This is a genomic window from Hymenobacter duratus (genome assembly GCF_014698995.1).
In the GTDB taxonomy this organism is placed as follows: Bacteria; Bacteroidota; Bacteroidia; order Cytophagales; family Hymenobacteraceae; genus Hymenobacter; species Hymenobacter duratus.
This window is the reverse complement of record NZ_JACWZZ010000001.1, coordinates 1,284,768-1,310,444: the sequence shown is the minus strand read 5'-3', so window position 1 is coordinate 1,310,444 and position 25,677 is coordinate 1,284,768. Positions and strand designations below refer to the sequence as shown.

The 25,677-nt window shown below is 58.4% G+C and carries 26 protein-coding genes; 2 read left to right on the top strand and 24 right to left on the bottom strand.

What is annotated here, in order from left to right:
* Positions 1-215: 215 nt before the first annotated feature.
* From IC231_RS05430 to IC231_RS05405, 6 genes are all read right to left on the bottom strand, one after another.
* Complete coding sequence (locus IC231_RS05430; protein ID WP_190783517.1) at positions 216-1,076, bottom strand: murein L,D-transpeptidase catalytic domain family protein; 861 nt, start codon at positions 1,074-1,076, stop codon at positions 216-218.
* A 417-nt stretch (positions 1,077-1,493) separates the two neighbouring features.
* Positions 1,494-3,800 carry a TonB-dependent receptor gene (locus IC231_RS05425; protein ID WP_190783516.1) on the bottom strand — a complete coding sequence of 769 codons (2,307 nt, stop codon included), beginning with the start codon at positions 3,798-3,800 and terminating at the stop codon, positions 1,494-1,496.
* 132 nt (positions 3,801-3,932) lie between these two features.
* Positions 3,933-4,319, bottom strand: coding sequence for a hypothetical protein (locus IC231_RS05420; RefSeq protein ID WP_190783515.1), 387 nt, complete (start codon positions 4,317-4,319; stop codon positions 3,933-3,935).
* Between the two features lie 177 nt (positions 4,320-4,496).
* Complete coding sequence (locus IC231_RS05415; RefSeq protein WP_190783514.1) at positions 4,497-5,165, bottom strand: HupE/UreJ family protein; 669 nt, start codon at positions 5,163-5,165, stop codon at positions 4,497-4,499.
* A gap of 4 nt (positions 5,166-5,169) precedes the next feature.
* The gene (locus IC231_RS20305) at positions 5,170-6,495 is read right to left on the bottom strand and encodes a tetratricopeptide repeat protein (protein ID WP_190783513.1); all 1,326 of its coding nucleotides are present in this window, start codon (positions 6,493-6,495) and stop codon (positions 5,170-5,172) included.
* A 188-nt stretch (positions 6,496-6,683) separates the two neighbouring features.
* Complete coding sequence (locus IC231_RS05405; protein WP_190783512.1) at positions 6,684-8,753, bottom strand: DUF4331 family protein; 2,070 nt, start codon at positions 8,751-8,753, stop codon at positions 6,684-6,686.
* A gap of 422 nt (positions 8,754-9,175) precedes the next feature.
* Here IC231_RS05405 and hscA point away from each other — a divergent pair, with 422 nt between their 5' ends.
* Positions 9,176-11,035, top strand: a complete 1,860-nt coding sequence (gene hscA / locus IC231_RS05400; RefSeq protein ID WP_190783511.1) for a Fe-S protein assembly chaperone HscA — start codon at positions 9,176-9,178, stop codon at positions 11,033-11,035.
* 202 nt (positions 11,036-11,237) lie between these two features.
* A complete protein-coding gene (locus IC231_RS05395; RefSeq protein WP_190783510.1) occupies positions 11,238-12,458 on the top strand; it encodes an anhydro-N-acetylmuramic acid kinase in 1,221 nt (406 codons plus the stop codon).
* 48 nt (positions 12,459-12,506) lie between these two features.
* On the opposite strand, the gene IC231_RS05390 is transcribed toward IC231_RS05395, so the two are convergent.
* From IC231_RS05390 to rpsE, 18 genes are all read right to left on the bottom strand, one after another.
* A complete protein-coding gene (locus IC231_RS05390; protein ID WP_190783509.1) occupies positions 12,507-12,983 on the bottom strand; it encodes a hypothetical protein in 477 nt (158 codons plus the stop codon).
* Positions 12,984-13,034: 51 nt separating this feature from the next.
* The gene (locus IC231_RS05385) at positions 13,035-13,349 is read right to left on the bottom strand and encodes an FtsB family cell division protein (RefSeq protein WP_190783508.1); all 315 of its coding nucleotides are present in this window, start codon (positions 13,347-13,349) and stop codon (positions 13,035-13,037) included.
* Between the two features lie 128 nt (positions 13,350-13,477).
* A complete protein-coding gene (locus tag IC231_RS05380) occupies positions 13,478-14,578 on the bottom strand; it encodes a CARDB domain-containing protein (RefSeq protein WP_190783507.1) in 1,101 nt (366 codons plus the stop codon).
* Positions 14,579-14,771: 193 nt separating this feature from the next.
* The gene (gene eno, locus IC231_RS05375; RefSeq protein ID WP_190783506.1) at positions 14,772-16,043 is read right to left on the bottom strand and encodes a phosphopyruvate hydratase; all 1,272 of its coding nucleotides are present in this window, start codon (positions 16,041-16,043) and stop codon (positions 14,772-14,774) included.
* Positions 16,044-16,214: 171 nt separating this feature from the next.
* Positions 16,215-17,000 (bottom strand): LytR/AlgR family response regulator transcription factor, encoded by a 786-nt coding sequence (locus IC231_RS05370; protein ID WP_190783505.1) that lies wholly within the window; start codon positions 16,998-17,000, stop codon positions 16,215-16,217.
* A 58-nt stretch (positions 17,001-17,058) separates the two neighbouring features.
* A complete protein-coding gene (locus tag IC231_RS05365; RefSeq protein WP_190783504.1) occupies positions 17,059-18,075 on the bottom strand; it encodes a sensor histidine kinase in 1,017 nt (338 codons plus the stop codon).
* A 351-nt stretch (positions 18,076-18,426) separates the two neighbouring features.
* On the bottom strand, positions 18,427-19,008 hold the full coding sequence (gene rplQ / locus IC231_RS05360; RefSeq protein ID WP_190783503.1) for a 50S ribosomal protein L17: 582 nt from the start codon (positions 19,006-19,008) through the stop codon (positions 18,427-18,429).
* Positions 19,009-19,224: 216 nt separating this feature from the next.
* Positions 19,225-20,214, bottom strand: a complete 990-nt coding sequence (locus tag IC231_RS05355) for a DNA-directed RNA polymerase subunit alpha (protein ID WP_190783502.1) — start codon at positions 20,212-20,214, stop codon at positions 19,225-19,227.
* Between the two features lie 143 nt (positions 20,215-20,357).
* Complete coding sequence (rpsD, locus tag IC231_RS05350) at positions 20,358-20,963, bottom strand: 30S ribosomal protein S4 (protein WP_073281299.1); 606 nt, start codon at positions 20,961-20,963, stop codon at positions 20,358-20,360.
* 128 nt (positions 20,964-21,091) lie between these two features.
* A complete protein-coding gene (gene rpsK, locus IC231_RS05345; RefSeq protein WP_022822149.1) occupies positions 21,092-21,484 on the bottom strand; it encodes a 30S ribosomal protein S11 in 393 nt (130 codons plus the stop codon).
* A 79-nt stretch (positions 21,485-21,563) separates the two neighbouring features.
* Entirely contained in the window at positions 21,564-21,941 is a 378-nt protein-coding gene (gene rpsM, locus IC231_RS05340; protein ID WP_044016055.1) for a 30S ribosomal protein S13, read from the bottom strand.
* Between the two features lie 27 nt (positions 21,942-21,968).
* Entirely contained in the window at positions 21,969-22,085 is a 117-nt protein-coding gene (rpmJ, locus tag IC231_RS05335; RefSeq protein ID WP_045688470.1) for a 50S ribosomal protein L36, read from the bottom strand.
* Between the two features lie 9 nt (positions 22,086-22,094).
* Positions 22,095-22,313, bottom strand: a complete 219-nt coding sequence (infA, locus tag IC231_RS05330; protein ID WP_022822146.1) for a translation initiation factor IF-1 — start codon at positions 22,311-22,313, stop codon at positions 22,095-22,097.
* Between the two features lie 4 nt (positions 22,314-22,317).
* Entirely contained in the window at positions 22,318-23,088 is a 771-nt protein-coding gene (map, locus tag IC231_RS05325) for a type I methionyl aminopeptidase (protein ID WP_190783501.1), read from the bottom strand.
* 6 nt (positions 23,089-23,094) lie between these two features.
* Complete coding sequence (gene secY, locus IC231_RS05320) at positions 23,095-24,414, bottom strand: preprotein translocase subunit SecY (protein ID WP_190783500.1); 1,320 nt, start codon at positions 24,412-24,414, stop codon at positions 23,095-23,097.
* Between the two features lie 12 nt (positions 24,415-24,426).
* A complete protein-coding gene (gene rplO, locus IC231_RS05315; RefSeq protein ID WP_190783499.1) occupies positions 24,427-24,870 on the bottom strand; it encodes a 50S ribosomal protein L15 in 444 nt (147 codons plus the stop codon).
* Between the two features lie 13 nt (positions 24,871-24,883).
* Positions 24,884-25,063 carry a 50S ribosomal protein L30 gene (rpmD, locus tag IC231_RS05310; protein ID WP_044016046.1) on the bottom strand — a complete coding sequence of 60 codons (180 nt, stop codon included), beginning with the start codon at positions 25,061-25,063 and terminating at the stop codon, positions 24,884-24,886.
* A 6-nt stretch (positions 25,064-25,069) separates the two neighbouring features.
* The gene (gene rpsE / locus IC231_RS05305; RefSeq protein WP_044016044.1) at positions 25,070-25,675 is read right to left on the bottom strand and encodes a 30S ribosomal protein S5; all 606 of its coding nucleotides are present in this window, start codon (positions 25,673-25,675) and stop codon (positions 25,070-25,072) included.
* Positions 25,676-25,677 lie beyond the last annotated feature (2 nt).

Sequence of the window (25,677 nt, the reverse complement as noted above, 5' to 3'; positions counted from 1 at the left end):
TTTTTTTATGCTGTATGGTTTTACATTGAATCCAGAAGATGTAACGCGAAGTTCCACTTCGCGGAGCGCCAGAGCAAGCAGGGTCAAGCAGCAGCGCCTGGATTCGCTGGGCGTCGCAAATTGCCGGGCGTCGCGAATTTATCCGGGTGTCGCGAAGTGGAACTTCGCGTTACATCTTCTGGCACCTGCATAAGGGCCGTCATTCACGGCGTGCCCTACCGCCAGCCCCGCGCCGCCAGTTGACGGGCGGCGGCGGCACCATCTAGCCACTTCGATTCCAGGCCGGGGCCGGCCAGCAGCAGGCAGGCGCCTTCCGGCAGGCTGTTGATGATGGCGCGGTACTGGTCGGGGGGCAGGGCGGGGCAGCCGCGGCTGTAGCCAGCCTGGCCGTGGCGCTGCAAGTGCTGGCGGCTCACGTAGTCGGCGGCGTGGAGGACGACGTAGCGGCGTAGGGCGTTGTCGTTCTGGCCCGCGTCGAGGCCGCGCAGGCGGCGCGAGAGGCCATGCTTGCCGCCGTAGGTATCCTGCGTGCGGTAGAAGCCCAGCGCCGTACACGCCGATTTGATGGTGTTGGAGAAGCGCCGGGCCCGTAGCTTGCCCGAGCCCCGGCCATGCGCGACGTGGCTGCGGTGCAGCACCCGGCCCTGCCGCAGATCCAGCACCCACAGGCGCTTTTCCGAAGAAGGCAAATCCATGTCGGCTACGGCCAGCACGCCGCCCTGCTGGATGCGGCCCTCTTGGCGCAGCGCGAGGTAGCCGACGCAGGCGCGTTCCAGCACTTCGGGCCGCAGCGCGGCGGCCTCGGGGCCTAGCTGCTTGTGCAGCAGTTGCACCGCCTGGCGCACTGAATCGGGCAGGGCGGGCAGCGGCGCCACGGGCGTGAGGGCCAGCGAATCGGGCAGCGGGGTGGCTGTGGGGACGGCCGTATCGGTGGGAGCTGGCCCCAGCTGGCTAGAATTCGGCGCGGCAGCGTTGTTTTCGGAGGCCGACACGTTGCAGCCGGCCAGCCCCAACCCCACTGCTGCTACGGCTAGCTGCCGCCACTTCTTCCCCCAAAATCCAGGCTCCGTACGCATGCCGGCAAGGTAGGCACACTACAGCAGCTGAGGAAAGGCCTGAAGAAAAATAAACCGTCTTTAAAGCAGCGAAAAGCCTCTTCTGGAATCCAGAAGAGGCTTTTCGCTGTCGGCACAGACCTACCAGCGCTTACCCGACCGGTAGGGCACTGAGCGCGCCCGAAGGCGGTCTGGGGTATAGCTCGACATTTTCGGAACCATCCGCTGGGGCGGCCAGCCAGGCAAGGGCGGAACTTTTGGCGCGGCAACCGCTACCAAAGGGAAAGAAGAATGCGAAGAAAAAGCAGCCGAAACAGCGTCGGCAGAAACCACAGCTTTATTGAAAGAATACATAGCGAAATGACGGTTGGGAAAAGAAAAGCAGCCAAGAGCCCGCTCTAGCACCTGCGGCATCGGAACGGGCTGCCCACACCTGCGCTAAAACAACACGCTCACGCTGCCTTTCACGAAAAAAGGCGTGCCGGGCGTGTAATGCAGCTCTGAAACGCCCTCGGCGGGCTCGCCAGGCAGGCGGCTCAGCGTGTCGAACTGGGCTTGATTCCACTCCACGTTCAGCAGGTTCTCGGCGGTAGCCCCCAGCACAAAGCGGCCCACGGCGTAGCTGGCCACAGCATCGAACAGAAAGTAGCCCTGCGCCTGCACCGTGTTGGCCTCGTTGGCCGGGCGGGTGTTGAGGTGGCGGTAGCGCAGGCTGGCGCTCAGACCGCGCGGCTGCTTGAGCGTGAGGCCGCCCACGGTGGTGAAGCTGGGCGCCAGCGGAATGTAATTCTCTCCTTTCGGCGCGCCCACCAGCCGGCCGTGGGCATAGTTCAGGTCCACATCAGCAAACAGCACGCGGCTGAGCTGGTAGCGTAGCGCCACGTCGGCGCCGAAGCGGCGGGTGCGGCCGGCGCTTTCCGTGAAGCCGCCGTCGCCGACGTACACCAACTCGTCCTGCAGGTGCAGGGCCCAGAAGGCGGCATTCACCACCAGCGCCGGCAGCGGCTTGAAGGTGCTGCCCACCTCGTAGCCGATGGCCCGCGGCAGCGCCGGCAGCGAGTCGGCGCGGTTCACGACTACGGCGCGGGCATCGTTGGAGTGAAAGCCCAGGCCAGAACGTACAAACAGCTGGGTGTTGGGCGTGAGGTCGTAATAGAGGTTCAGCTTAGGGCTGATGCGCGCCTTGGTGGCCCGTCCCGAGGTTTCGGTGTCCTGCGCGTCGCGGTAGCGAAACACGAAATAATCGGTCCGCAGCGCGGCGTTGAGCGTGAGCTGCTCGGTGAGCATGAGCGTCTCGTCGAGGTAGGCGTTCAGGTTCTGCTCGAAAACCCGGCCGCTCACGATGGTACCCGTCACCTGCCGCTTCACGGAGTTGCGCAGCGCCAGATCCACATCATCAATGCGGGTGCCGAGGCCGAACGTGGAGCGCAGGGCCCGGCTGCCAAGCTGGCTGGCGCGCTCGTATGTGCCGGTGTAGCCGTAGATGTTGCGGCCGTCGGTTTGCCGGATCTGGTCGCCCTGGTCGGGGTTTTCGAGGAAAAAGGTGAAGTTGGAGTACAGGTTGAAATCGTAGCGCGAGTAGTAGGCCTGCTGGCGCAGCACGGCATCGTGGGGCAGGGCGGTGGTGAGCACGGCCGTGGCGTTGGTGCGGCTGGTGCTGCCGCCCTCGGTGTCGTCGATGGAGCCGAAGCGCGAAATCCGGTTGTCGCGCACGGCCCGCTCCGGCACCTGCCCGGAGGCATCCCAGCGCGAGGTGAAGTGCGAGCCCAGCATCATCAACGACGTGCGGTCGGAGAGAATACCGGTGTATTTGCCCAGGCCGTTGAAGCGCCGAAAGTGCTGCGGGCTGTCGAAATAGGCGTTGGTGAAGGTGTACTCGGAGGCCAGGTAGGCGCTTTCGGTCTGGTTGGACAGCAAGTGCTTGCCGGCAGGCAGCAGATCCAGCAGCGCCACCGCCCGGCGTGTATCAAACCGCCCGATTTCCACCTTGGCCAGGCTGCTTTCCAGGCTGGTTTTGGTGCTGAACTCGCCGGCGCCGGCCGTGGCAAAATCGCCGAAACGGGCCGTGTAGGGCCCTTTGTACACGCGCAGCGCGTCCACGGTTTCGGGTATCACGAAGTGCATGTCGGCGTAGCCCTGGCCGTGGGCGTGGCTGACCATGTTCACCGGCAACCCGTCGATGCTCACGTTGAAATCGGTGCCGTGGTCGACATCGAAGCCGCGAATGAAGATCTGCTCGGCCTTGCCGCCACCGGCGTGCTGCGCAATCACCAGTCCCGGCACCAGCGGCAGCAGATCCTGCGCCGAATTCACGGGCCGCAGCACCTGGTCGATGCGGGTGATGGCGGCCAGGCTCTGGTTGGGGTCGCGGGGCTGGGCCACCGTGACTTCGCGCAGGTTCAGGGCCACAGCGGGCAGGGCCAGCGCGAGGGTCTGAGTTTCGCCAGTGGCCAGCGTGAGCGTCTGGCGGCGGGTGCCGTAGCCGAGGCCGGTGGCTTGCAGCGTGTAGGTGCCAGCGGCCAGGCCACCGAGCCGGAAGTGGCCCAAAGCGTCGGTAGCAGTGCCGGTAGTGCCGGCCGGGCCAGTCAGCTGCAGCCCGGTGCCCGGCAGCGGCTGCCCGGAAAGAGAATCGGTGATGGTGCCGCGCAACGTGGCCAGAGCGCCGGATTGCGCGTACGCCGGGCTACTGCTCAGGGCCAGCAGCGCCAGCCCAAGCAGGTAAAGTCGTAAAAAGTAGAGGTGCATAGTGCCACAGCCATGACAGGCCTTATGCCGCGCGGGAGGCGGGCGAAAGGCGCGTCGGGTGATAAGAAGTTGACAGAATCCGGCTTGCCTGGCAAACCGAAAAAGCGGGCACAGAGAGGCCCACAGCACTTCTTAGCAGTGGCGCGGCGGCGCGTAGAGCGTCTGCCCGAAACCAGCCGGTTCGGCCGGACGCAGGCGTGGCGCCTGGGGTTTCGGGGCGTAGATAACTACCGCTACCGGAACTAGGTCGGCGGCGGTGAGGCAATGCACGTCCAGCCCTTTGAGGGTACTCAGGAAGTGTAGCGGCGTTTCCGAGGCGCCGGGTTTGCGGGTGGCGTACTGCTCGCCGTTGCAGTGGTCGAAGCAGTCGATTTGCAGGTAGTGCTTTTGCTGGCAGTCGGCGCTGTGTACGTAGGCGGTGGCGCGCTGCGGCACGGGCTCCGGCCGGCCCACGAGGCCCGCGCCAACTACCAGCAGGTAGTTGAGCAGCAGCAGCCAGATGAGGGCGGAACGGAGCATGGGAGTTTCAGTATTTACGGTTTGTTGTTCGCAGTTCGAAATATAGGGGCAGTGGCTGGACGGTGTAGAGACGCAATATTTTGCGTCTCGTCGTTGCTGATGTTGTTATGACCGTGCGGTGTCGACTGTTCAACGGCGAGACGCAAAATATTGCGTCTCTACACTGTTCTGGCGGTTTCAAGCGAAAAACACCCGCTCCACCGTCCAGTAGGCAGCAATGAGGCCGATGACGATGGACGCCGGCACCACCACGCGCTGCTTGTACCAGGGCTTGCCACTGAACCAGTAGCCCACCAGCCCCCAGGCCAGTAGAATCACGGCCACCTGGCCCAGCTCCACGCCCACGTTGAAGGCCAGCAACGACTCCAGAAACAGCCGCCGCGGCAGCCCCAGCCCGGTCAGGACGCTGGCGAAGCCCATGCCGTGCACCAGCCCAAAGCCGAACACCACCACCACCCGCCACGGATTCAGCTTGCTGACGAGGATGTTCTCCAGCGCCACAAACAGGATCGACAGCGCAATAATGGGCTCAATGATGCCCGGCGGCGGCGAAATCAGCCCGTACATGGCCAGCCCCAGCGTGATGGAGTGCGCCACCGTAAAGGCCGTGGCCTGCACTAGCACCGACTTCAGGCGCGGCTCCAGCAGCGCGATACTCAGCACGAACAGAATATGGTCGAGGCCCAGCGGCAGGATGTGCTCGAAACCCAGCTTCAGGTAAATCCAGATGGCATCGGCCTGGGAAAGTTTGCTGACGTCTACGCCGTCCAGCGCGTGGGCACTGGCAGCGGCCGGAGCCAGCAGCAGCAACGGTAGTAGCAGGCGGGATGGTAGCGGGGGCTTCATGCGGTTAGCGGGCGGCCAGCAGTTGCTTGCCTTCCTCGGCCAGCTCCAGGCTCAGGTGCGGGTTGATGGTCAGCGCCTGCCGGATCAGGGCCTGGCCCTCGGCGGCGTGGCCGGATTTGGTGGCAATCAGGCCGGCGCGGCACAGCAGCGTGGGGTTTTGGGAGTTGGTGCGGCGGGCCTGCGTGATGAGCTTGCGGGCCGCAGCGTATTCGCCACGCTTATAGTGCACCCAGGCCAGCGTTTCCTGCACGTCGATGTTGTCGGGGCGACGCTCGTACTCGGCTTTGGCGTGCTCCAGAGCTTTGTCGGGCTCGTTGGTTTTCAGGTAGGCGTAGGCCAGTTCCCGGTCGGCGTAGTGGCCCATCTGCTCGTTGTCGTCGGCTTCCTTGGCGTCGGTGGCCAGCATTTTAATGGCTTCGCGGGCCATGGCGTTGGCTTTGGCCGGCTCATGGTTGAGGCGGTAGAGGTCGGTCAGCTCATCGGCAAAAGCGTAGTCCTTCACCGTGGCGCGGGCTTTCAGAAAGTGCGCAATGGCCGCCGGATAGTCGTGGCGGGCTTTGGCCACGCGGCCGAGGCCGGCCAGGGCGTAAGCGTAGCCGGGGCGGGCTGCCAGGGCCGTCTGGTACTGCTGCTCGGCGCGGGTCAGGTCGCCGGTGGTTTCGTAGAGGTGGCCCAGCGTGATGCGCGACCATTCGGTTTGCTCCAAGCCACCTACGCCCGCTTTGGTGGCCATGTCCATGGCCTCAATGGCGCCGGGCACGTCGCCGTGGATTTCGCGCAGGTATGATACCCGGGCGTAGGCCCGCAGGTCGGGGCGCACTGTATTCATCTTGTCGGCCATGCGCACGGCTTCGGGGTAGCGGCCCAGTTCCACATTGGCGTCGCAGAGCAGCCCGTACACGAAGGCGTTGTTGGGGTTGAGCTGCACGGCCTGTTCGGCCAGCGCCAGCCCTTCGGTGAAGTGGTGCTGGGTGAGGCTGAGCGAGGCTTTGCAGCACAGCGCCTCAAAGTTTTCAGGCTCCCGGCGCAGAATCTCGTCGAGCAGCTTCACGGCGGCCATGTCGTAGTACGGATGGTCGCCGGTCACGCGGCCTTCCTGCATATATGCCTGGGCCAGCAGCAACTGGGCCTTGGTGTCGTCGGGCTTGTCGCGCAGGCGAGCCAGCAGGCCGCCCACGGCTTGCTGGGTGTTCACCCACTCGCCACCCAGCGCCAGGTCACCGTGCCGGGGCTTGAGAGCGGGAACGGGCTCGGGCTTCCGGAAGAAAACCAGCGCCGCCACCGCCGCCATAAAGCTCAGCAGTAAGATCGGGTAAAGATATTTTCGCACAGAAACGGGAGTTGAGAGTTCGGGAGGAAAGATAGGACGATTGTGCAGCCGGTGGTTCCGGCTCCAGCTACCGCCCAAAAGACAGCCGGACACACCCGGGTCCGGCTATCAATCCATTCAACTAAGTAAGCGCCACACCTGAAAGGGGCCAGATGCTACGCCTGGGTGGTTTATAGGGCAGTTTGGGGTTAGCGCTGATGCACAATCCGGATGGTTTGCAGCACCGTCGAACCGTTCGACAGAGTGGCTACATAGATACCGGCGGCCGTGCCGGCGGGCATGCGCCACTCGTACTCGAAGGCACCGGGCTTGTGGGCCTTGCCTTTCATTGGCGTGGCAATCACGCGGCCGTTGAGGTCGGTGATGCGCAGCGTCAGATCCGACTTCATGCCCACCTCGTAGCGGAACGTAGTCTGGTCAACCACCGGGTTTGGGAAAGCCACCAGACTTTCAACAACGTTGGGCTGCAGCCCCAGGCCACCCGTAGGCGTGCGCTGCGACAAGGCCACGCGCTGGGCGTTGGTACCGCTCCAGGGCGTCTGAGCGTAGGGGAAGGCGGCCTTGAACGTGGTATCGTTGGCCTCGACACCTGTCCGGAACCCTACTACGCCTAGCAACTGTGGCGTCACGGGGCTGGTAGTGGTGGCGGTGTAATCGTCGTAGAACAGGCCAATGGCGGCCAGAACAGCACCGCCTACGGCCTGCAGCTCGATGCGGGTCACGTCATCTTCCAAGCGGCGGCCGTTAGGGAAGCCGTCCATGTTCGGGATATTCTGCAACGTAGCATTGGCGTTGAAGCGCGGATCCGTCAGGCCCAGTACGGCTGCAGCCAGGAGGCCTTCGGAGCTGAAATCAGCGGAGTTGCGCGGGGTGGGCGGCACGGCCATGTTCAGCCGCAGCATGTCGCCGAGTACCGGCAGGAAGTTGTTGATGAAAGGCTTGCCGGCCGCCAGCGGGTTGCGGGCAGGCTTGCCGGTGGCCAACTGGTATGGCGGCAGGTTAGGCACACCGGTATGGAAGATGGGGAGGATATCAACGGAGCGGGGCTTGCCGGCTCGCAGCAGGTATGGCCCGAAGGTAGGATCTGCAAACACGGTACCGGCACGTTGGGCCGGCGTCAGGCCCGACACGCCATTGGCACCATTGCGGAAGTCGAATGCCTGCAGCGAATTGGACTGAATCCGCAACGCAGACAGGCCGGGTACGGCAGTACCATAATACGTGGTACCGTTCGCCGTGCCTTCGGCCATGTATAGCCCCAACTCAGGATTGGAGAGGTAGTCGTCGGTGGTAACGTCCTCGGTATAAGGCGTACGGGAGTTCCAGCGGTCCTTGCCCCCGATGGGCACAATTACTTCATTGGTGAGCGGCATACCCAGGCGCGAAACCTGAATCCAGTTGCCGGTGTGCGCCTGGGTTCCGTCCACGTTCAGCGTACGGATGGCCGGACGACTGGCAGAGGCCCATACCCCAATCACGAAGTCGGGGTCGAGAATGGTGGTAGCCTGCGCGGCGGTTTTGCCGTCTTTCTGCAACAGCGCAATCGGAATCTGCAGGGCAATGGCATGCGTGTTTTTGCGGGCCACACCATCACGGGCACTGTTCACACGTACTCCACCAAGATCGAAGATACCGCCCAGATCCACAAAGAACGGGTCATCGGTCGGGCCGCAGAATACTTTCACCCCGTTGGCCAGGCTCTGGATGGCACCGGTCATCAGCGCGTTGTAGGTGGTGTTCAGGCCAGCCGCACTGGTAATGGAGCGGGGCCCGATATTGGGCGGCGGCACCACCCCGTTGGTTACCAGCGTCGTAGTAGTGCCTCCCCGGATGGCTTCCAGCGTATACGTCGTCTTCAGGTTTTGCTGTCCCAGCCGAATGTTAAAGAACGTGGTGGGGTCTTGGTTGGTACGCGCGAAGGTGAAGCGGTAGGTGATGTCGTCGCCGGTAGTGGTGGCGCTGTTCTTCACGTGAATCTCATAGCGCACGTTCTCACCAAACGTGTTGTAGTTGGGGCCGCCCTGCGGCAGTTCCAGCGGAATGTAGTTGGCGATGATGGTGATGTTGTCCGGAGCATCGGGGCTCCGGAAAGCGTAGAGGTCGGTGTTGTCGGCCAATGGGTCATCGGCAATAAGCGGGGCCTCGCGGTGGCTGGAAGCTTCCAGACGGGTGCCCTGCCCGCTCCAGGCTACGGCGCCAACCACAGCAGTGGTAGCGGCGGCCAGCATCAGAATAGGACGCGTAATGTTTTTTGCCATGATGGATGATGGGGTTGAAAAAGGTAAGAATGAAGAAACACAACACACCAGCGGCAACCAGCCGATAGTGACCAAAAGCAAAGCACAACGCGCGGTGTGTAGGAGCGGGATATAGAGCGGGAACAGGTCAGAAAGTCTGCAGGCCTGTCATAATTCTGCCGGCAGAAATAGCAGCCGACAGCATTGATTTTTAACTATATAGAACCCTACGTTAGTAACTGTAGCAGCGGTTTGGCAAAGGCGGTAATTATGCACGTCTTTTCTGAAACCCACTCCCACCTTACCCAGCCAAGCGGGGCGTAGCAGGGTATGGGCGGGTTTTCTTCCGTACTTTTGAGCACATTACGCGCCGGGCCGGTTGTTCTGGTTCACGCCCGTTTTGCCTCACCCCGCGCGCCCCTGGGCGCGCTGTCTTTATCCGCATGGCCAAAGTCGCAATCAACCTCTCCACCGGGAGCATACAGCAGGAAGAAATCATCGTCGGCATCGACCTGGGCACCACCAATTCGCTGGTGGCCTACATTCAGCCCGACACGCGCCAGCCCCGCGCCATCAACGACCAGGGGCGCGGCACCATCGTGCCGTCGGTGGTGCACTTCCCGCAGGGTGGCGAAACACCCATTGTGGGCACCGAAGCCAAGCAATACCTGCTCACCGACTCCGAAAACACGATTTACTCGGTAAAGCGCCTGCTGGGCAAAAGCTACAAGGACCTCGGCGAGCATGCCCGCGAGCTGGGCTACAAAGTCATCGACGACAACACAGAGGGACTGGTGAAAATCCGGGTTGGCGACAAGTTCTACTCCCCCATCGAGCTGTCGGCCGAGATTCTGCGGGAACTGCGCACCCGCGCCGAGCACGCCCTCAAAACCCCCGTCAACAAGGCCGTTATTACGGTGCCGGCGTACTTCAACGACTCCCAGCGCCAAGCCACCCGCGACGCCGGCCGCCTGGCTGGTCTGGAGGTGCTGCGCATCGTAAACGAGCCGACGGCGGCGGCACTGGCTTACGGCATTGGCCTTTCGCCGGACGAGGAAAAGACCGTGGCCGTCTACGATTTGGGCGGCGGCACGTTTGATGTGAGCATTCTGCGTATCCAGCAGGGCATTTTTGAGGTACTCAGCACCAACGGCGACACCTACCTCGGCGGCGACGACCTCGACTACGCCATCTACGAATACTGGGCCACCGAATACCAGCTCTCGACGGTGCTCTACCAGAGCCCCGAGACGCAGCAGCAGCTACGCCTGCTGGCGGAGGAAGCCAAAGTGCAGCTCAGCCAGAACGAATCCTTCGAAGCTGATTTCGAGGGCACGCTCCTCCCGCTCAGCAAGGCGAAGTTCAACGAGCTGGCCGGCCCTCTGGTCGCGCGGACCATGGACTCCTGCCGCCGGGCCATGGCTGATGCCAAGCTTACGCCTGCCGACCTTGATGCGGTGCTGCTGGTGGGAGGCTCTACCCGGGTGCCCCTGGTATACGATTCGGTATCGGCGTTTTTCCAGCAGCCCGCCAACAACTCGCTCAACCCCGACGAAGTGGTAGCCCTTGGTGCCGCCATTCAGGCCGACATTCTGGCCGGCAACCGCCGCGACGTGCTGCTGCTCGACGTGACGCCCCTGACGCTGGGCATTGAGACGCTGGGCGGCCTGATGGACCCCATCATTCCGCGCAACTCCAAAATTCCGACCAAAGCCGGCCGCCAGTATACCACTAGCATCGACGGGCAAGTAAACCTGAAAATCTCGGTGTATCAGGGCGAGCGGGACCTGGTGCAGGAAAACCGCAAGCTGGCTGAGTTTGACCTGCGCGGTATTCCGGCCATGCCCGCCGGTTTGCCCAAAGTAGATGTGAACTTCATTCTGAATGCCGACGGCATTTTGAAAGTGGAGGCCGTCGAACTGCGTTCCAACACCCGTACTTCCGTCGAAATAAAGCCGCAGTATGGCCTTACTGATGAGCAGGTGGAGCAGATGCTGATGGACTCGCTCACGCACGCCCGCGAAGACGTGGCGGCCCGCATGGTGATTGAGGCGCGCACCGTAGCCGAGCAGATGATTTATCAGGTAGAGCGTTTTGTGGAAAAAAACCACCAGCATCTTACCGAAGACGAAATCACACACACGGCCGCCGCCACCCAAACTCTGCGCGAGTCGCTCGAAACGAAAGACAAAGACACGATCCTCAAAGCGGTAGATGAACTAGAAGCCCTTACCAGCCCTTACGCCGAACGGGTAATGAACATCTCCATTAAGCAGGCCATGACCGGCAAAAAAATTGAGTAGTTACGCTGGCTTTTTCTCTAGCCGTTGAGCACTTTGCACAATACCTCCCGAAATGCCCTACCAACGCGTGGTGGGGCATTTTTGCTTTCTTTATTGCAGTCAATTTCCCTTTGCCCTTGCTGGGCCCGTAGTAATAAACAGTACAAAAAATGTTTTCGGCCTGACAGGCCACTCGGTAGTAGTTGTAAACGGCACAAATAATATGAATCCAGCACTTGCTCGCCTATATCACATTGCCCGGCAGCCTAGCCGCCGCATTATCGGCTTGATGTCGGGCACCTCACTAGACGGCTTGGACGTGGTGCTGTGCCGGCTATACGGGCACGGGCCAGATACTCGGCTGGAGCTGGAGCAGTTTGCAACGGTGCCATACGATGAGGATGTTCGGCGGCGCGTCCGACAGGTGTTTGCGGGGGGCCAAACCGGACAGGTTAGTTTGGAGTACCTGACCCTGTTGAATCCGTGGCTGGGCCGTTTGCACGCCGATATGGTTCTGGATTGTTTGCGCCAGTGGCAGGTAGAGCCCTCCGAAGTAGATCTGCTGGCTAGCCATGGCCAAACCGTCTACCACGCGCCCGCGCATCAGCATCAGCACCCTGATTTTCTGGGGCAGAATGCCACTCTGCAGCTTGGCGACGGCGACCAACTGGCCGTACGTACCGGGATTATCACTCTCAGCGACTTCCGGCAAAAGCATATTGCAGCCGGCGGCGAAGGTGCTCCGCTAGCTGCCTACGGCGACTATCTGCTCCTCAGCAGTGCTGGTGAGGAGCGGTTGCTGCTCAACCTGGGCGGTATTGCCAACTTCACCTACTTGCCCCGCACCGGGCAAGACAGCAGCATGGCTTTCAGCACCGACACTGGCCCCGGCAACACGCTATTGGATGCTACGGTGCGCGCCCACTATCCCACCCTTGCTTACGATGAGGATGGCCGTCTGGCAGCAGCCGGCACTGTACACAGCGCACTATTAGCTACGCTGCTGGAGCACCCGTTTTTTGCGGCCCCCTTGCCCAAAACTACCGGGCCTGAACTGTTTGGCGCCACTTATCTGCGGCAGGCGCAGGAGTACACTGGCACTCAGGCGCTGGGTATTGAAGATGTGCTGGCTACCCTGGCCGAACTAAGCGCCCTTGGAGTAGCACGAGCAGCACAGCAAGTATTCGGGGCGCAGCCAGCACTGGCCGTGTATACCAGCGGTGGCGGGGCCCACAACCCTGTGCTGCGGGCGGCTCTGGCACGCCATCTGCCGGCCTGCCGCTTCGCTACTACAGACGCGCTGGGCATACTACCTGATGCCAAGGAGGCCATCCTGTTTGCCGTGCTGGCCAACGAAGCCGTGGCAGGACAGCCCATCAGTATTGGAGCAGGCAGGCAGCGGGTACCGGCCGTAAGCATGGGCAAAATTTCCTGGCCTACTTAGCCTTTTACCAGCAGCCTGCAGAAACAGGCTTGAGGTTACAGTAGCCTCCTATTTCACCGATTGTGGGGCCGGAATCAACCCAAAGCCGAGAATCTGCCGGGCCGTACTGTCGCGGAACGTTACATCAAGCTGCACCTGCGGGCGCGGCAGCAGCGTATCACTGCGGAACTTAAAGGCCACGAAGGGGCGGGTTGTGTTATTGTCGCTGATGCGGTAGCCCAGCTTGTACAGGTCGATGGTGGGCTGGTGCTGCCGGCCCTGCTGATGCAACGGCTCAGCCGCCGCCTGAAACCGTGCCAGCGGTACGGCGGCGCTTACTTCAGGCGCTAAGAATGCATAGGCGGCCGGGTAGTTGCCGGCCAGCACCGCCAACAGAAACTGCCGGGCCACCTGTACCTGCGACGGTGGTTTCTGGGCAACAGCCTGGAATAACGGCAGGCACAGCAGCAGGCAACCCACTACCAGCCTACGGGCTACACTCAGACAGAACGGGGAACGAAGCCAACGGGCGTGGAATGGCGGCATGCTCTGCTTACGGCAAATTCAACGCCACGGTGGCACAGCGCCGAGATACATCTAGTTCTTCTGCTGCGGCACCAGCACAAACACATCTTCGCCGGGGCGCTTCATAATGTATTTTTCGCGGGCAAACTTTTCCAGTAGCTCAGGGCTGCTCAGCAGTTCAGCCCGCTCCCGCTTCACTACCTCAATATTGTCGAGGTAGTATTGCTTCTCGGTTTGCAGCTCCTGCCATTTGGCATACATGTCGTACTGCTTCACGAAGTCGTTGGCATCGAAAAGAAACATCCAGACCAGAAACCCCATGCCGGTGTAGAAATAGAAGCTGCGCAGAAAACGCGGCACACGGGCGGTCAGGTCAGTGAGTTGCATAGCCAAAGATAAGAATGTAGGTCGATGAACGAAGAGAAGACGTTTTTCGGCAGCCGTTGGCGGGTTGGCACCGTTGCTCTGCCAGAAGCCGTTTGCTCGCAGGGCGCCTTAGCATCTTATGCGCTGGCTCAGTTGATTACTACGCGGCGCGTTGCCGCTACGCCGGCTGCAGTCAGGCGCACCAGGTAGATACCGGCCGGCAGACGCCGGGTGTCGAGAGAAGCCTCCGTTTGGGCCGGTTGTAGTGTTTGCTGCATTACCGTCCGTCCCATGGCATCTGTAAGCGTCAGCTTAGCTGCCGGCCCGGCTGCTCCAGTACGGATTTTCAGGCCACTGCCGCTGGCCGCGGGGTTAGGATACACCTGCAAAGCCTCTTCGGATGCCGTGACAGCCCTCTTGGATAAGGTGCCGGTTACGACCAGGCGCAGGGCCCGCGAATTATTATTCTCGTTCGATTCGGCTATCAGATTCCTCTGATCAATTACCAGCAGCAGATAATAGCTGCCGGGGGCAGTAGTAGCAGGAACAGCCAGCAAAGGAGCCGAAAAGACCGTGCCGGTACCGGTCGAGCCGTTGCTGGCGCCGGCTAGACTACCGCCCGTAATCTGCCCCATAAATACATCCGTACTCGCCGAAAACACGGTATCAGCCGACAGGTAAAACCCTACTTCGTGTGCACCGACGCCACCCGCTCCCCGGTTAAAAATGAAGGAAAAGGCGCCCGTATTACCGCCGGCCGGCACTGTGCTGAAGGAGATAGAGGGCCGCCATAACTCCAGATCCGGTAACGCCGGGGTACCCGAAGTTACCTGCACCGGAAACGTCACCACATTGTTGGTTTCATCAGACTCCAGCTCGGCATTCAGGGGGTCGGCCACAAGCACCAGATAGTAGCCACCGGGGCTCACCAGGGCAGGAATGATAGCCGTGATGGACGTGGGCCCAGACTGGCCGGCCATCAGTAGCCCCTGGCAGCTACTGCCCAGATAGGCATCGGTGGCATCCCATGCCGAGTTGGCGGACAAATAGTACCCAACGCAGTTGAACTGTGCGCCTGCCCCCGGATTTCCGTTGACGCGGATGTGAGCCGACATTGTATAAGTGCCCCCCGCCTGCACGGCAGTAGGCAAAGAGTAAGGCGCGACAACTATCAGATCTGGTCTGTTCTGAGCCTTCAACGAAACAATGAGCCCGACCAGCAGCCAGCACGAGAGCAGTATTTTTTTCATAGGTAACACCGGTAAACAACTGATAGATACGTGGCAAAGATCTGACAAAATTTTATTGAGCAACCAGAAATCATCCTTGCCTTTTGCAGCTTGCCGGTAGCAGCGGAGAGCGGGTAGCGCAACGCCAAAAAGCCCGCCCAGGAACACCTGGACGGGCTTTTTGTTACTACACATTGCTATTGGCAACCAGCAGCTACATCTTACGGCCGGGGAAATACGCCGTTTCACCCAGCTCTTCCTCGATACGAAGCAGCTGGTTGTACTTAGCCATGCGGTCGGAGCGCGACGCCGAGCCGGTCTTGATCTGGCCGGTGTTCAGAGCCACGGCCAGGTCGGCAATGGTGTTGTCTTCGGTTTCGCCGGAGCGGTGGCTCATGATGCTCTTGTAGCCGTTGCGGCGGCCTAGGTTGATGGCATCAATGGTTTCGGTGAGCGTGCCAATCTGGTTTACCTTGATAAGGATGGCGTTGGCAATCTGCTCATCGATGCCGCGCTGCAGGCGGTTTACGTTGGTCACAAATAGGTCGTCGCCTACCAGTTGGGTGGTGCTGCCGATGCTGTTGGTGAGGTTTTTCCAGCCGCTCCAGTCGTCCTCATCCATGCCATCCTCGATGCTGATGATGGGATACTTCTTGGTCCAGTCGGTCCAGTAGCTCACCATTTCCGAAGAAGTCAGCTTGTCGCCGGTGCTCTTCTTGAAGTGATAGTGGCCATCAGAGTAGAACTCCGAAGCCGCCGCGTCCATGGCAATCATCACGTCGTCGCCGGGCTTGTAGCCAGCCGTTTCAATGGCCTGCAACACAATCTTGATGGCGTCTTCGTTGGATTTGATATTCGGAGCAAAACCGCCTTCATCCCCTACGTTGGTGCTGAAACCCTGCTTTTTGAGCACGTTTTTGAGGTGATGGAAGATTTCGGTACCCCAGCGCAGCGCCTCCGAGAACGAAGGAGCGCCCACGGGCATAATCATGAATTCCTGGAAGTCGATGCTGTTATCGGCGTGCGAGCCCCCGTTCAGGATGTTCATCATTGGTACGGGCAGCGTGGTGGCATTTACGCCGCCCACGTAGCGGTACAGTGGCATACCGGCTTCCTGTGCAGCGGCGCGGGCAATGGCCAGCGAAGCCCCCAGAATGGCATTGGCACCGAGGTTGGCTTTGTTCGGCGTGCCATCGAGCTCCAGCATGATTTTATCGAGCAAGCCTTGCTCGAACACCGAAAAGCCAATCAGCTCCTCAGCAATTTTGCTGTTCACATTCTCTACGGCTTGCAGCACGCCTTTGCCCATGTACTTGCTTTTGTCGTCGTCGCGCAGTTCCACGGCTTCGTGCTTGCCGGTGCTGGCGCCCGAAGGCACGGCGGCGCGGCCTACAGTGCCGCTGTCGGTAGTCACGTCCACTTCCACGGTCGGGTTGCCGCGCGAATCGAAGATCTGACGGGCATGAATTTCGGTGATAATGCTCATGAGGAAGAATATGGGGGTTGAACAGTTGCCAGGTATGGGCAGCAGCCGACTTGGCTACTGCGCCGCAAGGTAAAAAATTAGCCCCGACCTTTCAGCCCCGGCCCGGAAGACCTCAGCCCAGCAGGCTGGCCCAGCAGGCACCACCGAAACTTCCCCCAGGATTGGCAGGGCCTACCCTTCCAGCCAGCGCCGAAACTCCGGCGTCTGGGCGGCGCTGGTCGTGAGCGTGGTACCGCCGGGCCTGAGCTTTACCACCAGCCGGTTGTTGAAGTACGGCTCTATACGCTCCACGAAAGCAATGTTGACCAACTCCGACCGGTTCAGCCGCCCAAAGGATGCCGGATCAAGCTGGCGCTCCAGTTCCGCGAGGGTGCCGCTGAGCGGGTAGCGGGTGCCGGCCCCGTCCACGGCAAATGTCACGCCTTCATCGGCCTGCACATACGCTATATCGTGGGCCTGCAGCACGTAGAAGCTGTTGCGCATTCGCACGGAGAAACGCTGCTTGTACCGAGGCTGCGTATTCTGGCGTAGGGCGGTGCGCAATTCCTCCACTATTTCCAGACTGAGCCCGGCCGGCGCAGGCACACTGCCCGCCAGACTAGCCCGCAACCCCTGGTACTTTTCCAGCGCTTCCTGCACCTGCTCGTAGCGGAAGGGTTTGAGCAGATACGCAATTCCGTTTCCCCGGAAAGCAGGCAAAAGAAACTGGTCGTAAGCGGTGGTGAAGATGATGGGACAGGTCACGCGAAACCGCTCATACAGCGTAAACACATTGCCGTCCAGCAGCTCGATATCAGAAAAGATGAGGTCCGGCATCGGGTTGGCCTGCAGCCACAGCAGTGCTTTCTCCACGCTCCGTATCACCGGCAGCGCATGGGTTGCTACTGCGGCCTGCTCCAGAAACCCGAGCATCTGGCGGGCTGCCGGTTCTTCATCTTCCAGAATCAGAATACGCATACTACGAATGGTCAAGGTTGCTCCGGGTAAGTAAGCCGAGATAAGGAAAGCGTACCGATTATGCTGCAGACCAGCGCTGCGCCTGCCGTAGCAACGGAACCGACACCGAAAACGACTCCGCGGTATCCACAACCTCTATGTCGCGGCTGAACAGCAACCGGTACCGCTCGCGCAGATTGGCCAGGCCCGTCCCCAACGACTCTACCGCCGTCAGCTTCGGCCGGCGAGCGTGCCACACCGTAAGCACTGTTTCCGAGATATTGATCAGGACGATGAGCGGATTTTCTTCGTTGCCGGCATTGTGTTTGATGGCATTTTCAAGTAGCAGCTGCAGCGTACCCGGCACTACCAGCAGCCGGCTCATGTCAATGTTCACTGGCAGCTCACGGCGAAACTCGTAGGCACAGCCAAACCGGTGGCGCAGCAGGTACAGATACTCGTCTACAAGCTGCAGTTCCTCGGCCAGACTCACAAAGTCTTCGTCCTTGTGCCGGATCAGAAAACGATATAGCGACGCAAATCGGTCTAGGTACTCGTTGGCCGCCGCCGGATCCTGCTGGATCAGGCCACGTAGCACATTTAGGTTGTTGAAGAGAAAGTGGGGGTCTAGTTGCGCTCTGAGGTTGCGCAATTCGCTTTCAGCCTGCGCCTTCTGTATTAGCACTAGCCGCTTCTGCATCTCAAAATAACGCTTGACGGTCAGAAAAATCCCCAACAGGCCGTAGCTGACCGCATGCCGCAGAATCCCGGCCACCAGACCTATCAGAGTCCAGGTTGTTGGTTTACCGAAAATCACCCCATAGCCTTCCCGGTACAATACGCTACTGGCCAGCAGAAACACCAGTAGTGCCACCACAGCACCCCGCCAGTGCTTTCCCGACAACGCATTCGGCAGAATCAGGAACACCAGACAGAGTACAGCCGCTGTGTCGAGCACTAGAGTATAGCCCATGCCAACCCATGCCCGGGCCCAGCCCGACTCATAGACGTACGCCGACATGACCACAGGTATAGCAAACAACCAGTAGACTACTATGGCAGCGAAGTCGGATTTGGAAGGACGTTGGAACCGCATAGTATCGGGGAACAAGGGAAGCTGGAAGCTGACTTGGGTAGCGTAGCGGGCGGCAGTTGGCACGAAAGCGCATCAGCAGCTTGTGCCAGGGTATAAGGGCCATTAGCTGCCGGATAGGCAGTACAGTTACCCACAAGAATACCGCTCAAAACACCTTCTTTTATTTGATTGAGCCATCTGCTAATCCACGAACTGCAGTTAAAACCCTACGAACTAAGCACAATCAGCTTTCAGCTATCCAGGCAGTAGTCCATTACTCTAAGCTGGCCGTTGTCAGGGAAAAATAAAAGGGGGCGCACCTCACGGCGCGCCCCCTTTATGGTAGTGGAAGTCTTGGCTCCCAACTCCAGACTACTCAGCGGCTTTCTCCTCGCGGGTCTCGCCGTCTTTCAGCGTTTCGGTAGCCGTATCTGCTGGAGCCGATACTTCGGTGGTAGCAGCAGCCGGAGCCTCAGCAACTACTTCAGCCGAAGACTGACCTTCACCAGCCGTTGCCTTTTTGGCACCGCTCCGGCGCGAACGACGAGTCGTTGATTTGGCTTCGCCAGCGTTTTTGGCTTCGAGTAGCGTGTCGTTGTAGTCAACCAGCTCAATGATGCACAGCTCGGCGTTGTCACCAAGGCGGCTGTCGCTGAGCTTGATGATCCGGGTGTATCCACCGGGACGACCAGCAATTTTAGCAGCTACCTCGCCAAACAGCTCTTTCAGAACTTCTTTGTTTTCCAGTACCGAGAACACCAGACGACGCGAATGCGTGGTATCGTTCTTCGACTTGGTCAGCAGAGGCTCTACAAACTTGCGGAGAGCTTTTGCTTTAGCAACCGTCGTCGAGATACGCTTGTGCATAATCAGCGACGAAGCCATGTTTGCGAGCATGGCATTGCGGTGCGAGGCCGTGCGGCCGAGGTGGTTGATGGTTTTACCGTGACGCATAAAAAAGAAGATGTGTGAACTTGCGGACGACGACCACGGCGGAAAAGCTGCTGTGAAGCACCTTTCTCATTAGAACCGTCGCCCCTTCGGGCTCACTGGTTATGAAAGTGTGAAAATGGAATGCAAAGGTACGGAATAGGCAGGCATAAAAAATGTGCTGAAGTGGAATATGTGACTGGCACATCGTTCCCATTCAGCACATTTTTATAGTACGATCTATTCCTCGTCGAGCTTGTACTTGCTCAGATCCATGCCGAAGTTCAGGCCTTTCTCTTCTACAAGGTTTTCCAGCTCGGTCAGCGACTTCTTACCGAAGTTGCGGAACTTCATCATGTCGGCCATGTCCAGCTGCACCAGGTCGCCGAGGGTTTTGATGTCGGCGGCTTTGAGGCAGTTGTAAGCACGTACGCTCAGGTCCATATCCGCCAGCGGCGTCTTCAGAACTTTGCGCATGTGCAGCGTCTCCTCGTCTACCGTTTCTTCCTCTTCGGCTTTAGCCGTTTCGAAGGTCATGGTGCTGTCGGAGAACAGCATGAAGTGTTGAATCAGGATGTTGGCGGCGCCTTTCAGCGCATCCTCCGGGTGGATAGAGCCGTCCGTGTGAATCTCGATGAGGAGCTTCTCGTAGTCGGTCTTCTGCTCGACGCGGGTGTTTTCGATGCTGTACTTCACGTTTTTGATGGGCGTGAAGATGGCATCAATAGCAATCTGGCCGAAAACCTGATCGGCAGGCTTGTTTTCCTCTGCAGGAACGTAGCCGCGGCCTTTCTGGATCGTGAATTCGAATTCCAGCTCAGTGCTGGCGTCCACGTGGCAGATCACCAGGTCCGGGTTCAGTACCTGGAAGCCGTTGGTAAACTTGCTGATGTCGCCGGCCATGAAGGTTTCCTGGCCCTTGATGCGCACCGTGATTTTGTCCTCGATGGCGTCGCTCACCTTTTTGAAGCGCACCTGCTTCAGGTTGAGGATGATTTCGGACATGTCCTCAATCACACCTTCAATGGTCATGAACTCGTGCAGTACGCTGCTGGTGCGAACCGACGTGATGGCATAGCCCTCCAGCGACGACAGCAGGATGCGGCGCAGAGCGTTGCCGATCGTGACGCCGTAGCCTTTCTCCAGCGGTTTGAATTCAAACGTTCCGTAGAAGTCGTCGGATTTCTCCATTACCACCTTCTCCGGCATTTGAAAAGCTAAGATTGACATAAGTGGGGCGGTTTTTAGTATTGAGTAATGGGTAGTGAGTAAAAAGACCTCTCAGAGTGTCTTGATACCCATTACCCAATACCTGAATCCTTTTAAAAAGTCGAAGCAGAAGAACGGCCCGGGCGTCCGGGCCGTTCCTGTTATTACTTCGAGTAAAGCTCGACGATGAGCTGCTCCGTGATTTTCTCCGGAATCAGGTCACGCGAAGGGGCGCTGATGAATTTGCCCACCATGTCTTTGCCGTCCCACTCCAGCCACGAGAAAGCACGCGCGTTGCGGGCGCTCAGGCTCGTGGTAATAGCTTCCAGCGACTTCGACTTCTCACGCACGGCCACAACGTCACCAGCGCGGAGTTTGTACGAAGCAATGTTTACTACGTCACCGTTTACAGTAATATGCTTGTGCAGAACAAGCTGACGAGCAGCACGGCGCGTAGGAGCAATGCCCAGACGGTATACCGTGTTGTCGAGGCGCGACTCCAGCAAAGCCAGCAGGTTGTCGCCGGTGATGCCGGGCAGCGTAGCAGCTTTGTGGAACAGGTTCTCGAACTGCTTTTCCAGTACGCCGTACATGTACTTCACTTTCTGCTTCTCCATCAGCTGGACAGCGTACTCGCTCTGCTTCTTACGACGACCACGGCCGTGCTGGCCTGGAGGGTATGCTTTCTTGGTGAGAGCCTTGCTTGGGCCGAAGATCGGCTCATTGAAGCGACGGGCAATCTTGGTTTTAGGACCAGTATAACGTGCCATTTCGGGGTTGTTGAGTGTTGAGGGGGTTGAACCGCGCGTGTCGGGCTCCGGAGGCGCACCTCGCAGGGGTGAAAAGGCGCATCAGAAACCCGACACCGGTGGCTGGCAGCGCCAGCCTGTTCAATAAACTAAACGCGACGACGTTTGGGAGGACGGCAGCCGTTATGGGGCAGCGGCGTCACGTCCTTGATGGTCGTTACCTCAATACCCACGTTACCCAGCGTACGAATAGCCGACTCGCGGCCAGCGCCCGGGCCCTTCACGAACACCTCCGCTTTGCGCATGCCCAGGTCATGAGCTACTTTACCGCAGTCGGTAGCAGCCATCTGAGCGGCGTAAGGCGTGTTCTTCTTGGAACCGCGGAAACCCATCTTACCAGCCGAAGCCCAGGAAATAACCTGGCCATTGTTGTTGGTGATGGAGATGATGATGTTGTTGAACGAAGCCTTGATGTGTACCTGGCCTACTGGTTCTACAACGACAACGCGCTTCTTGGCTTTGTCTTTTCTCTTTTGTGCCATTTGGTTATCGCAAAAATACGCGGGAGGTGTTGTTGCCTGCCCCGAACGCATCAGAGCAGGCAACGATTCCCACTACGGGTTATTTAGTAGCCTTTTTCTTGCCAGCAACGGTCTTCCGCTTGCCCTTGCGGGTACGCGAGTTGTTCTTGGTGCGCTGACCACGAACTGGCAGACCTTTGCGGTGACGCAGACCCCGGTAGCAACCGATGTCCATGAGGCGCTTGATGTTCAGCTGCACTTCTGAGCGCAGCACACCTTCGGTTTTGAATTCGGCAGCAATTACGCTACGGATTTCGCCGGCTTCAGCCTCAGTCCAATCTTTCACCTTCTTATTCAGGTCAACGCCTGCTTTGGTGAGGATCTGCTGAGCAGAAGGGCGGCCAATGCCGAAAATGTAGGTCAGCGCGATTTCGCCGCGCTTGTTGTCTGGGATATCTACCCCTGCAATACGAGCCATGTGCTTTTTTAAAAAAGTCTGGTGCTACTACCCTTGACGCTGTTTGTAGCGCGGGTTCTTTTTGTTGATGACGTAGAGTTTGCCTTTGCGGCGGATGATTTTGCAATCAACGCTACGCTTCTTGACGGACGCTTTGACTTTCATGTCGTCGGGTTATTTGTAACGGTACACAATTCGTCCCTTCGACAGATCGTAGGGCGACATTTCCAACTTTACCTTATCTCCCGGCAGAATCTTGATGTAGTGCATCCGCATCTTGCCCGAAATATGGGCAATCAATTGGTGACCGTTCTCCAGCTCCACACGGAACATGGCGTTGGAAAGGGCTTCCAGGATGACTCCGTCCTGCTCAATGGAAGTTTGTTTGGCCATAAGGCTACTGTAAGGCTTTTTCTATGTATTCAAAGGAGGTAAGAATTTCCGCCTTGTCTTTTCGTACTACTACTGTGTGCTCGAAATGGGCAGAAGGCTTAAAGTCTTTGGTCCGGATAGTCCAGCCATCCTTTTCCTGAACCACATTCTTCGTGCCCAGATTCACCATGGGTTCAATGGCAAGCGTTAGCCCTGTCTGCAGCTTCAGTCCTGAACCACGCTTACCGTAGTTTGGTACGTCAGGACGCTCGTGTAGCTTCCTGCCAATCCCATGGCCGACCAGTTCTCTTACCACTCCATAACCCTGTTTCTCAACGTGGTTCTGAATGGCATAGCTGACGTCGCCCATCCGGTTGCCCGCCACTGCCTGCTCGATACCGAGATACAGCGACTTTTTAGTTTCCTCCAGCAACTGCAACACCTCTGGCGCTACTTCCCCAATTGGGTAGGTGTAAGCACTGTCGGCGTGATAGCCATTGAGTAGAACTCCGCAATCAACCGAAACGACGTCACCACTTTTCAGTGTATAGTCGCTAGGAAAGCCGTGTACCACTACCGCATTAGGAGATATACAGAGGCTATATTCGAATCCATTGTACCCTTTGAAGGATGGTGCCCCACCATGGTCCCGAATGAACTCCTCAGCGCGCTGATCCAGCTCTCGCGTTGTAATTCCTTCTCGGATCATGCTGGCCACTTCTCCATGGGCTTGGGCCAATACTTTCGCACTGGCACGCATGAATTCGATTTCTTCTTCGGTTTTGTAAACTAGCATAGCTGCTTACGAAGCCATTGCAATGTTTTGCGAACGGCCACGTACTTTGCCGGTTTTCATCATGCCATCATAGTGGCGCATCAGCAGGTAGCTTTCCACCTGATTCAGCGTATCCAGTACTACACCCACCATGATGATGAGTGAAGTACCACCATAGAAAGCTGAGAACGGACGCGTAACACCACCGAGCAAAGCCAGTGCAGGGAAGATGGCAATCAGAGCCAAAGCCACAGCACCAGGCAGGGTGATGCGAGTCAGAATCTCATCAATGTGCTCTGAGGTGTCGCGTCCAGGCTTAACACCGGGCACGAAACCACCACTTCGTTTCAAGTCGTCAGCAATCTGATTAGGATTGACGCTGATGGCAGTATAGAAGTAAGTGAACACAATGATGAGCAGAGCAAACACTACGTTGTACTGCCATGAAGTGTAGTCTGAGAATTTCACTCCAATATAGCTGGCCACGTCACTATCACTCTGCCACACAGAAGCCAAAATGGCCGGTACGAACATGAGTGACTGAGCGAAAATGATAGGCATAACACCCGCTGCATTCACCTTCATGGGAATGAACTGCCGCTGAGCATTCAGCTGAGCAGTGCTACCGACCTGCTTGGCATACTGTACCGGAATCCGGCGGACAGCCTGCGTCAGAACGATAACGGCCATCACCACGAGGAACAGTACTACCAGTTCAATGAGGAAAATCAGTGAGCCTCGCATGCCCTTAGCAGCAGCCTCGCCGATAATAGCACCGGGTAGGCGCGACACAATCCCAATCATAATAATCATGGAGATACCGTTTCCGATACCTTTATCCGTGATTTTCTCACCCAGCCACATGCAAAAGAGCGTGCCAGCTGTAATGATCAGCATGGTGGAAATCGTGAAGAACGTGCCCGGAGCCATGATAGCATCCGCGTTGATAGTAGCAATGAAGCCAACCGACTGCGCCATCACAATGGGAATTGTGAGGATGCGCGTGTACTGGTTAATCTTCTTACGACCTGATTCGCCTTCTTTCTGCAACTTCTGGAAGTAAGGAACTGCAATGGTTAGCAGTTGCAGTACAATAGAAGCCGAGATGTATGGCATGATGCCCAACGCAAAGATGGAAGCATTGCTGAATGCGCCGCCTAGCAGCGTATCCAGAATACCAAACACCCCGGATGCTCCCCCACTTTTCAGACGAGTAGCATCGACGCCCGGCAGCACCACGAAAGAACCCAACCGGTAGATGGCAATGAAAAAAAGCGTATTGAAGATCCGCATACGCAGATCTTCAATCGCAAAAATGTTCTTTATCGTTTCGATAAACTTTTTCATCGCCACAAATACTTACAGCGTCACGGCTTTGCCACCTGCTTTCTCAATGGCTTCTACAGCCGACTTAGAGAATGCATGAGCATGAACTTCTACGGCAGTGGTAAGTTCACCACGGCCCAGAACTTTAATTTTGGCATTTTTCGAAGCCAGACCAGCATTCACAAAGAATGCGTTATCTAGCGTCGTGATGCCACCTTCAGTCAGAGCAGCCAGCACGTCCAGATTGACCGCTTTGTACTCCACCCGATTGATGTTTTTGAAACCGAACTTGGGTACGCGGCGCTGCAGGGGCATTTGACCACCTTCAAAGCCCGACTTCTTAGAGTAACCCGAACGGGACTTGGCACCTTTGTGGCCACGCGTCGAGGTGCCGCCACGGCCGGAACCCGTACCACGGCCAATGCGCTTGACATTGCGGGTAGAGCCTACGGCAGGTTTGAGATTGCTGAGATTCATTTTCGGGAGATTCCTAGAGTTCGGTTACTTCCAACAGGTGCTGAACGGCTTTGATCATGCCAGCAACCTGAGGCGTGTTTTCCACGCTCTTGGTGCTACCCATTTTGCCGAGGCCCAAGGCCTGCACAGTACGCTTCTGACGCTCGGGGCGGTCGATAACGCTTTTTACGAGTTTAATTTGGATCTGCGCCATCGTCTCTTAACCGTTAAAAACTTGAGCGAGGGTGATGCCACGAGCCTGTGCAATCTGCATTGGGTCGCGCATTTTCAGCAGGGCGTCGAAGGTAGCCTTTACCACGTTGTGTGGGTTCGACGAGCCTTTCGACTTGGCGAGTACGTCTTTGATGCCGGCGCTTTCGAACACGGCACGCATAGCACCACCAGCAATTACACCCGTACCAGCCGCAGCTGGCTGAACCAGCACGAAGCCGCCCGAGTATTTGCCTTCCATGATGTGAGGAACCGTGTGCTTGTACAGCGGAACCTTCACCAGGTTTTTCTTAGCGTCGTCAATGCCTTTGGCAATGGCGTCAGTTACTTCGTTGGCTTTGCCGAGGCCGTAGCCTACGGTGCCGTTGCCGTCACCTACTACCACGATAGCCGAGAAGCTGAAGCGACGACCGCCTTTTACTACTTTGGCTACACGGTTGATAGCAACCACTTTTTCTTTCAGGTCGGAATCGCCGGTGCGGGATTCTTCCTTACGGTCATTGCCGCGACGGTCATTGCCACCACCACGACGGTCATTGCCGCCGCCACGGTTATCGCCGCTACCACCACGAGGGCCGTTGTTAAATTCTGCCATGA

Bases quoted from the DNA above. Each gene is read 5' to 3' on its own strand.
- IC231_RS05430 (WP_190783517.1), bottom strand. From the start codon at position 1,076: ATGCGTACGGAGCCTGGATTTTGGGGGAAGAAGTGGCGGCAGCTAGCC.
- IC231_RS05425 (WP_190783516.1), bottom strand. From the start codon at position 3,800: ATGCACCTCTACTTTTTACGACTTTACCTGCTTGGGCTGGCGCTGCTG.
- IC231_RS05420 (WP_190783515.1), bottom strand. From the start codon at position 4,319: ATGCTCCGTTCCGCCCTCATCTGGCTGCTGCTGCTCAACTACCTGCTG.
- IC231_RS05415 (WP_190783514.1), bottom strand. From the start codon at position 5,165: ATGAAGCCCCCGCTACCATCCCGCCTGCTACTACCGTTGCTGCTGCTG.
- IC231_RS05405 (WP_190783512.1), bottom strand. From the start codon at position 8,753: ATGGCAAAAAACATTACGCGTCCTATTCTGATGCTGGCCGCCGCTACC.
- hscA (WP_190783511.1), top strand. From the start codon at position 9,176: ATGGCCAAAGTCGCAATCAACCTCTCCACCGGGAGCATACAGCAGGAA.
- IC231_RS05395 (WP_190783510.1), top strand. From the start codon at position 11,238: ATGAATCCAGCACTTGCTCGCCTATATCACATTGCCCGGCAGCCTAGC.
- IC231_RS05390 (WP_190783509.1), bottom strand. From the start codon at position 12,983: ATGCCGCCATTCCACGCCCGTTGGCTTCGTTCCCCGTTCTGTCTGAGT.
- IC231_RS05385 (WP_190783508.1), bottom strand. From the start codon at position 13,349: ATGCAACTCACTGACCTGACCGCCCGTGTGCCGCGTTTTCTGCGCAGC.
- IC231_RS05380 (WP_190783507.1), bottom strand. From the start codon at position 14,578: ATGAAAAAAATACTGCTCTCGTGCTGGCTGCTGGTCGGGCTCATTGTT.
- eno (WP_190783506.1), bottom strand. From the start codon at position 16,043: ATGAGCATTATCACCGAAATTCATGCCCGTCAGATCTTCGATTCGCGC.
- IC231_RS05370 (WP_190783505.1), bottom strand. From the start codon at position 17,000: ATGCGTATTCTGATTCTGGAAGATGAAGAACCGGCAGCCCGCCAGATG.
- IC231_RS05365 (WP_190783504.1), bottom strand. From the start codon at position 18,075: ATGCGGTTCCAACGTCCTTCCAAATCCGACTTCGCTGCCATAGTAGTC.
- rplQ (WP_190783503.1), bottom strand. From the start codon at position 19,008: ATGCGTCACGGTAAAACCATCAACCACCTCGGCCGCACGGCCTCGCAC.
- IC231_RS05355 (WP_190783502.1), bottom strand. From the start codon at position 20,214: ATGTCAATCTTAGCTTTTCAAATGCCGGAGAAGGTGGTAATGGAGAAA.
- rpsD (WP_073281299.1), bottom strand. From the start codon at position 20,963: ATGGCACGTTATACTGGTCCTAAAACCAAGATTGCCCGTCGCTTCAAT.
- rpsK (WP_022822149.1), bottom strand. From the start codon at position 21,484: ATGGCACAAAAGAGAAAAGACAAAGCCAAGAAGCGCGTTGTCGTTGTA.
- rpsM (WP_044016055.1), bottom strand. From the start codon at position 21,941: ATGGCTCGTATTGCAGGGGTAGATATCCCAGACAACAAGCGCGGCGAA.
- rpmJ (WP_045688470.1), bottom strand. From the start codon at position 22,085: ATGAAAGTCAAAGCGTCCGTCAAGAAGCGTAGCGTTGATTGCAAAATC.
- infA (WP_022822146.1), bottom strand. From the start codon at position 22,313: ATGGCCAAACAAACTTCCATTGAGCAGGACGGAGTCATCCTGGAAGCC.
- map (WP_190783501.1), bottom strand. From the start codon at position 23,088: ATGCTAGTTTACAAAACCGAAGAAGAAATCGAATTCATGCGTGCCAGT.
- secY (WP_190783500.1), bottom strand. From the start codon at position 24,414: ATGAAAAAGTTTATCGAAACGATAAAGAACATTTTTGCGATTGAAGAT.
- rplO (WP_190783499.1), bottom strand. From the start codon at position 24,870: ATGAATCTCAGCAATCTCAAACCTGCCGTAGGCTCTACCCGCAATGTC.
- rpmD (WP_044016046.1), bottom strand. From the start codon at position 25,063: ATGGCGCAGATCCAAATTAAACTCGTAAAAAGCGTTATCGACCGCCCC.
- rpsE (WP_044016044.1), bottom strand. From the start codon at position 25,675: ATGGCAGAATTTAACAACGGCCCTCGTGGTGGTAGCGGCGATAACCGT.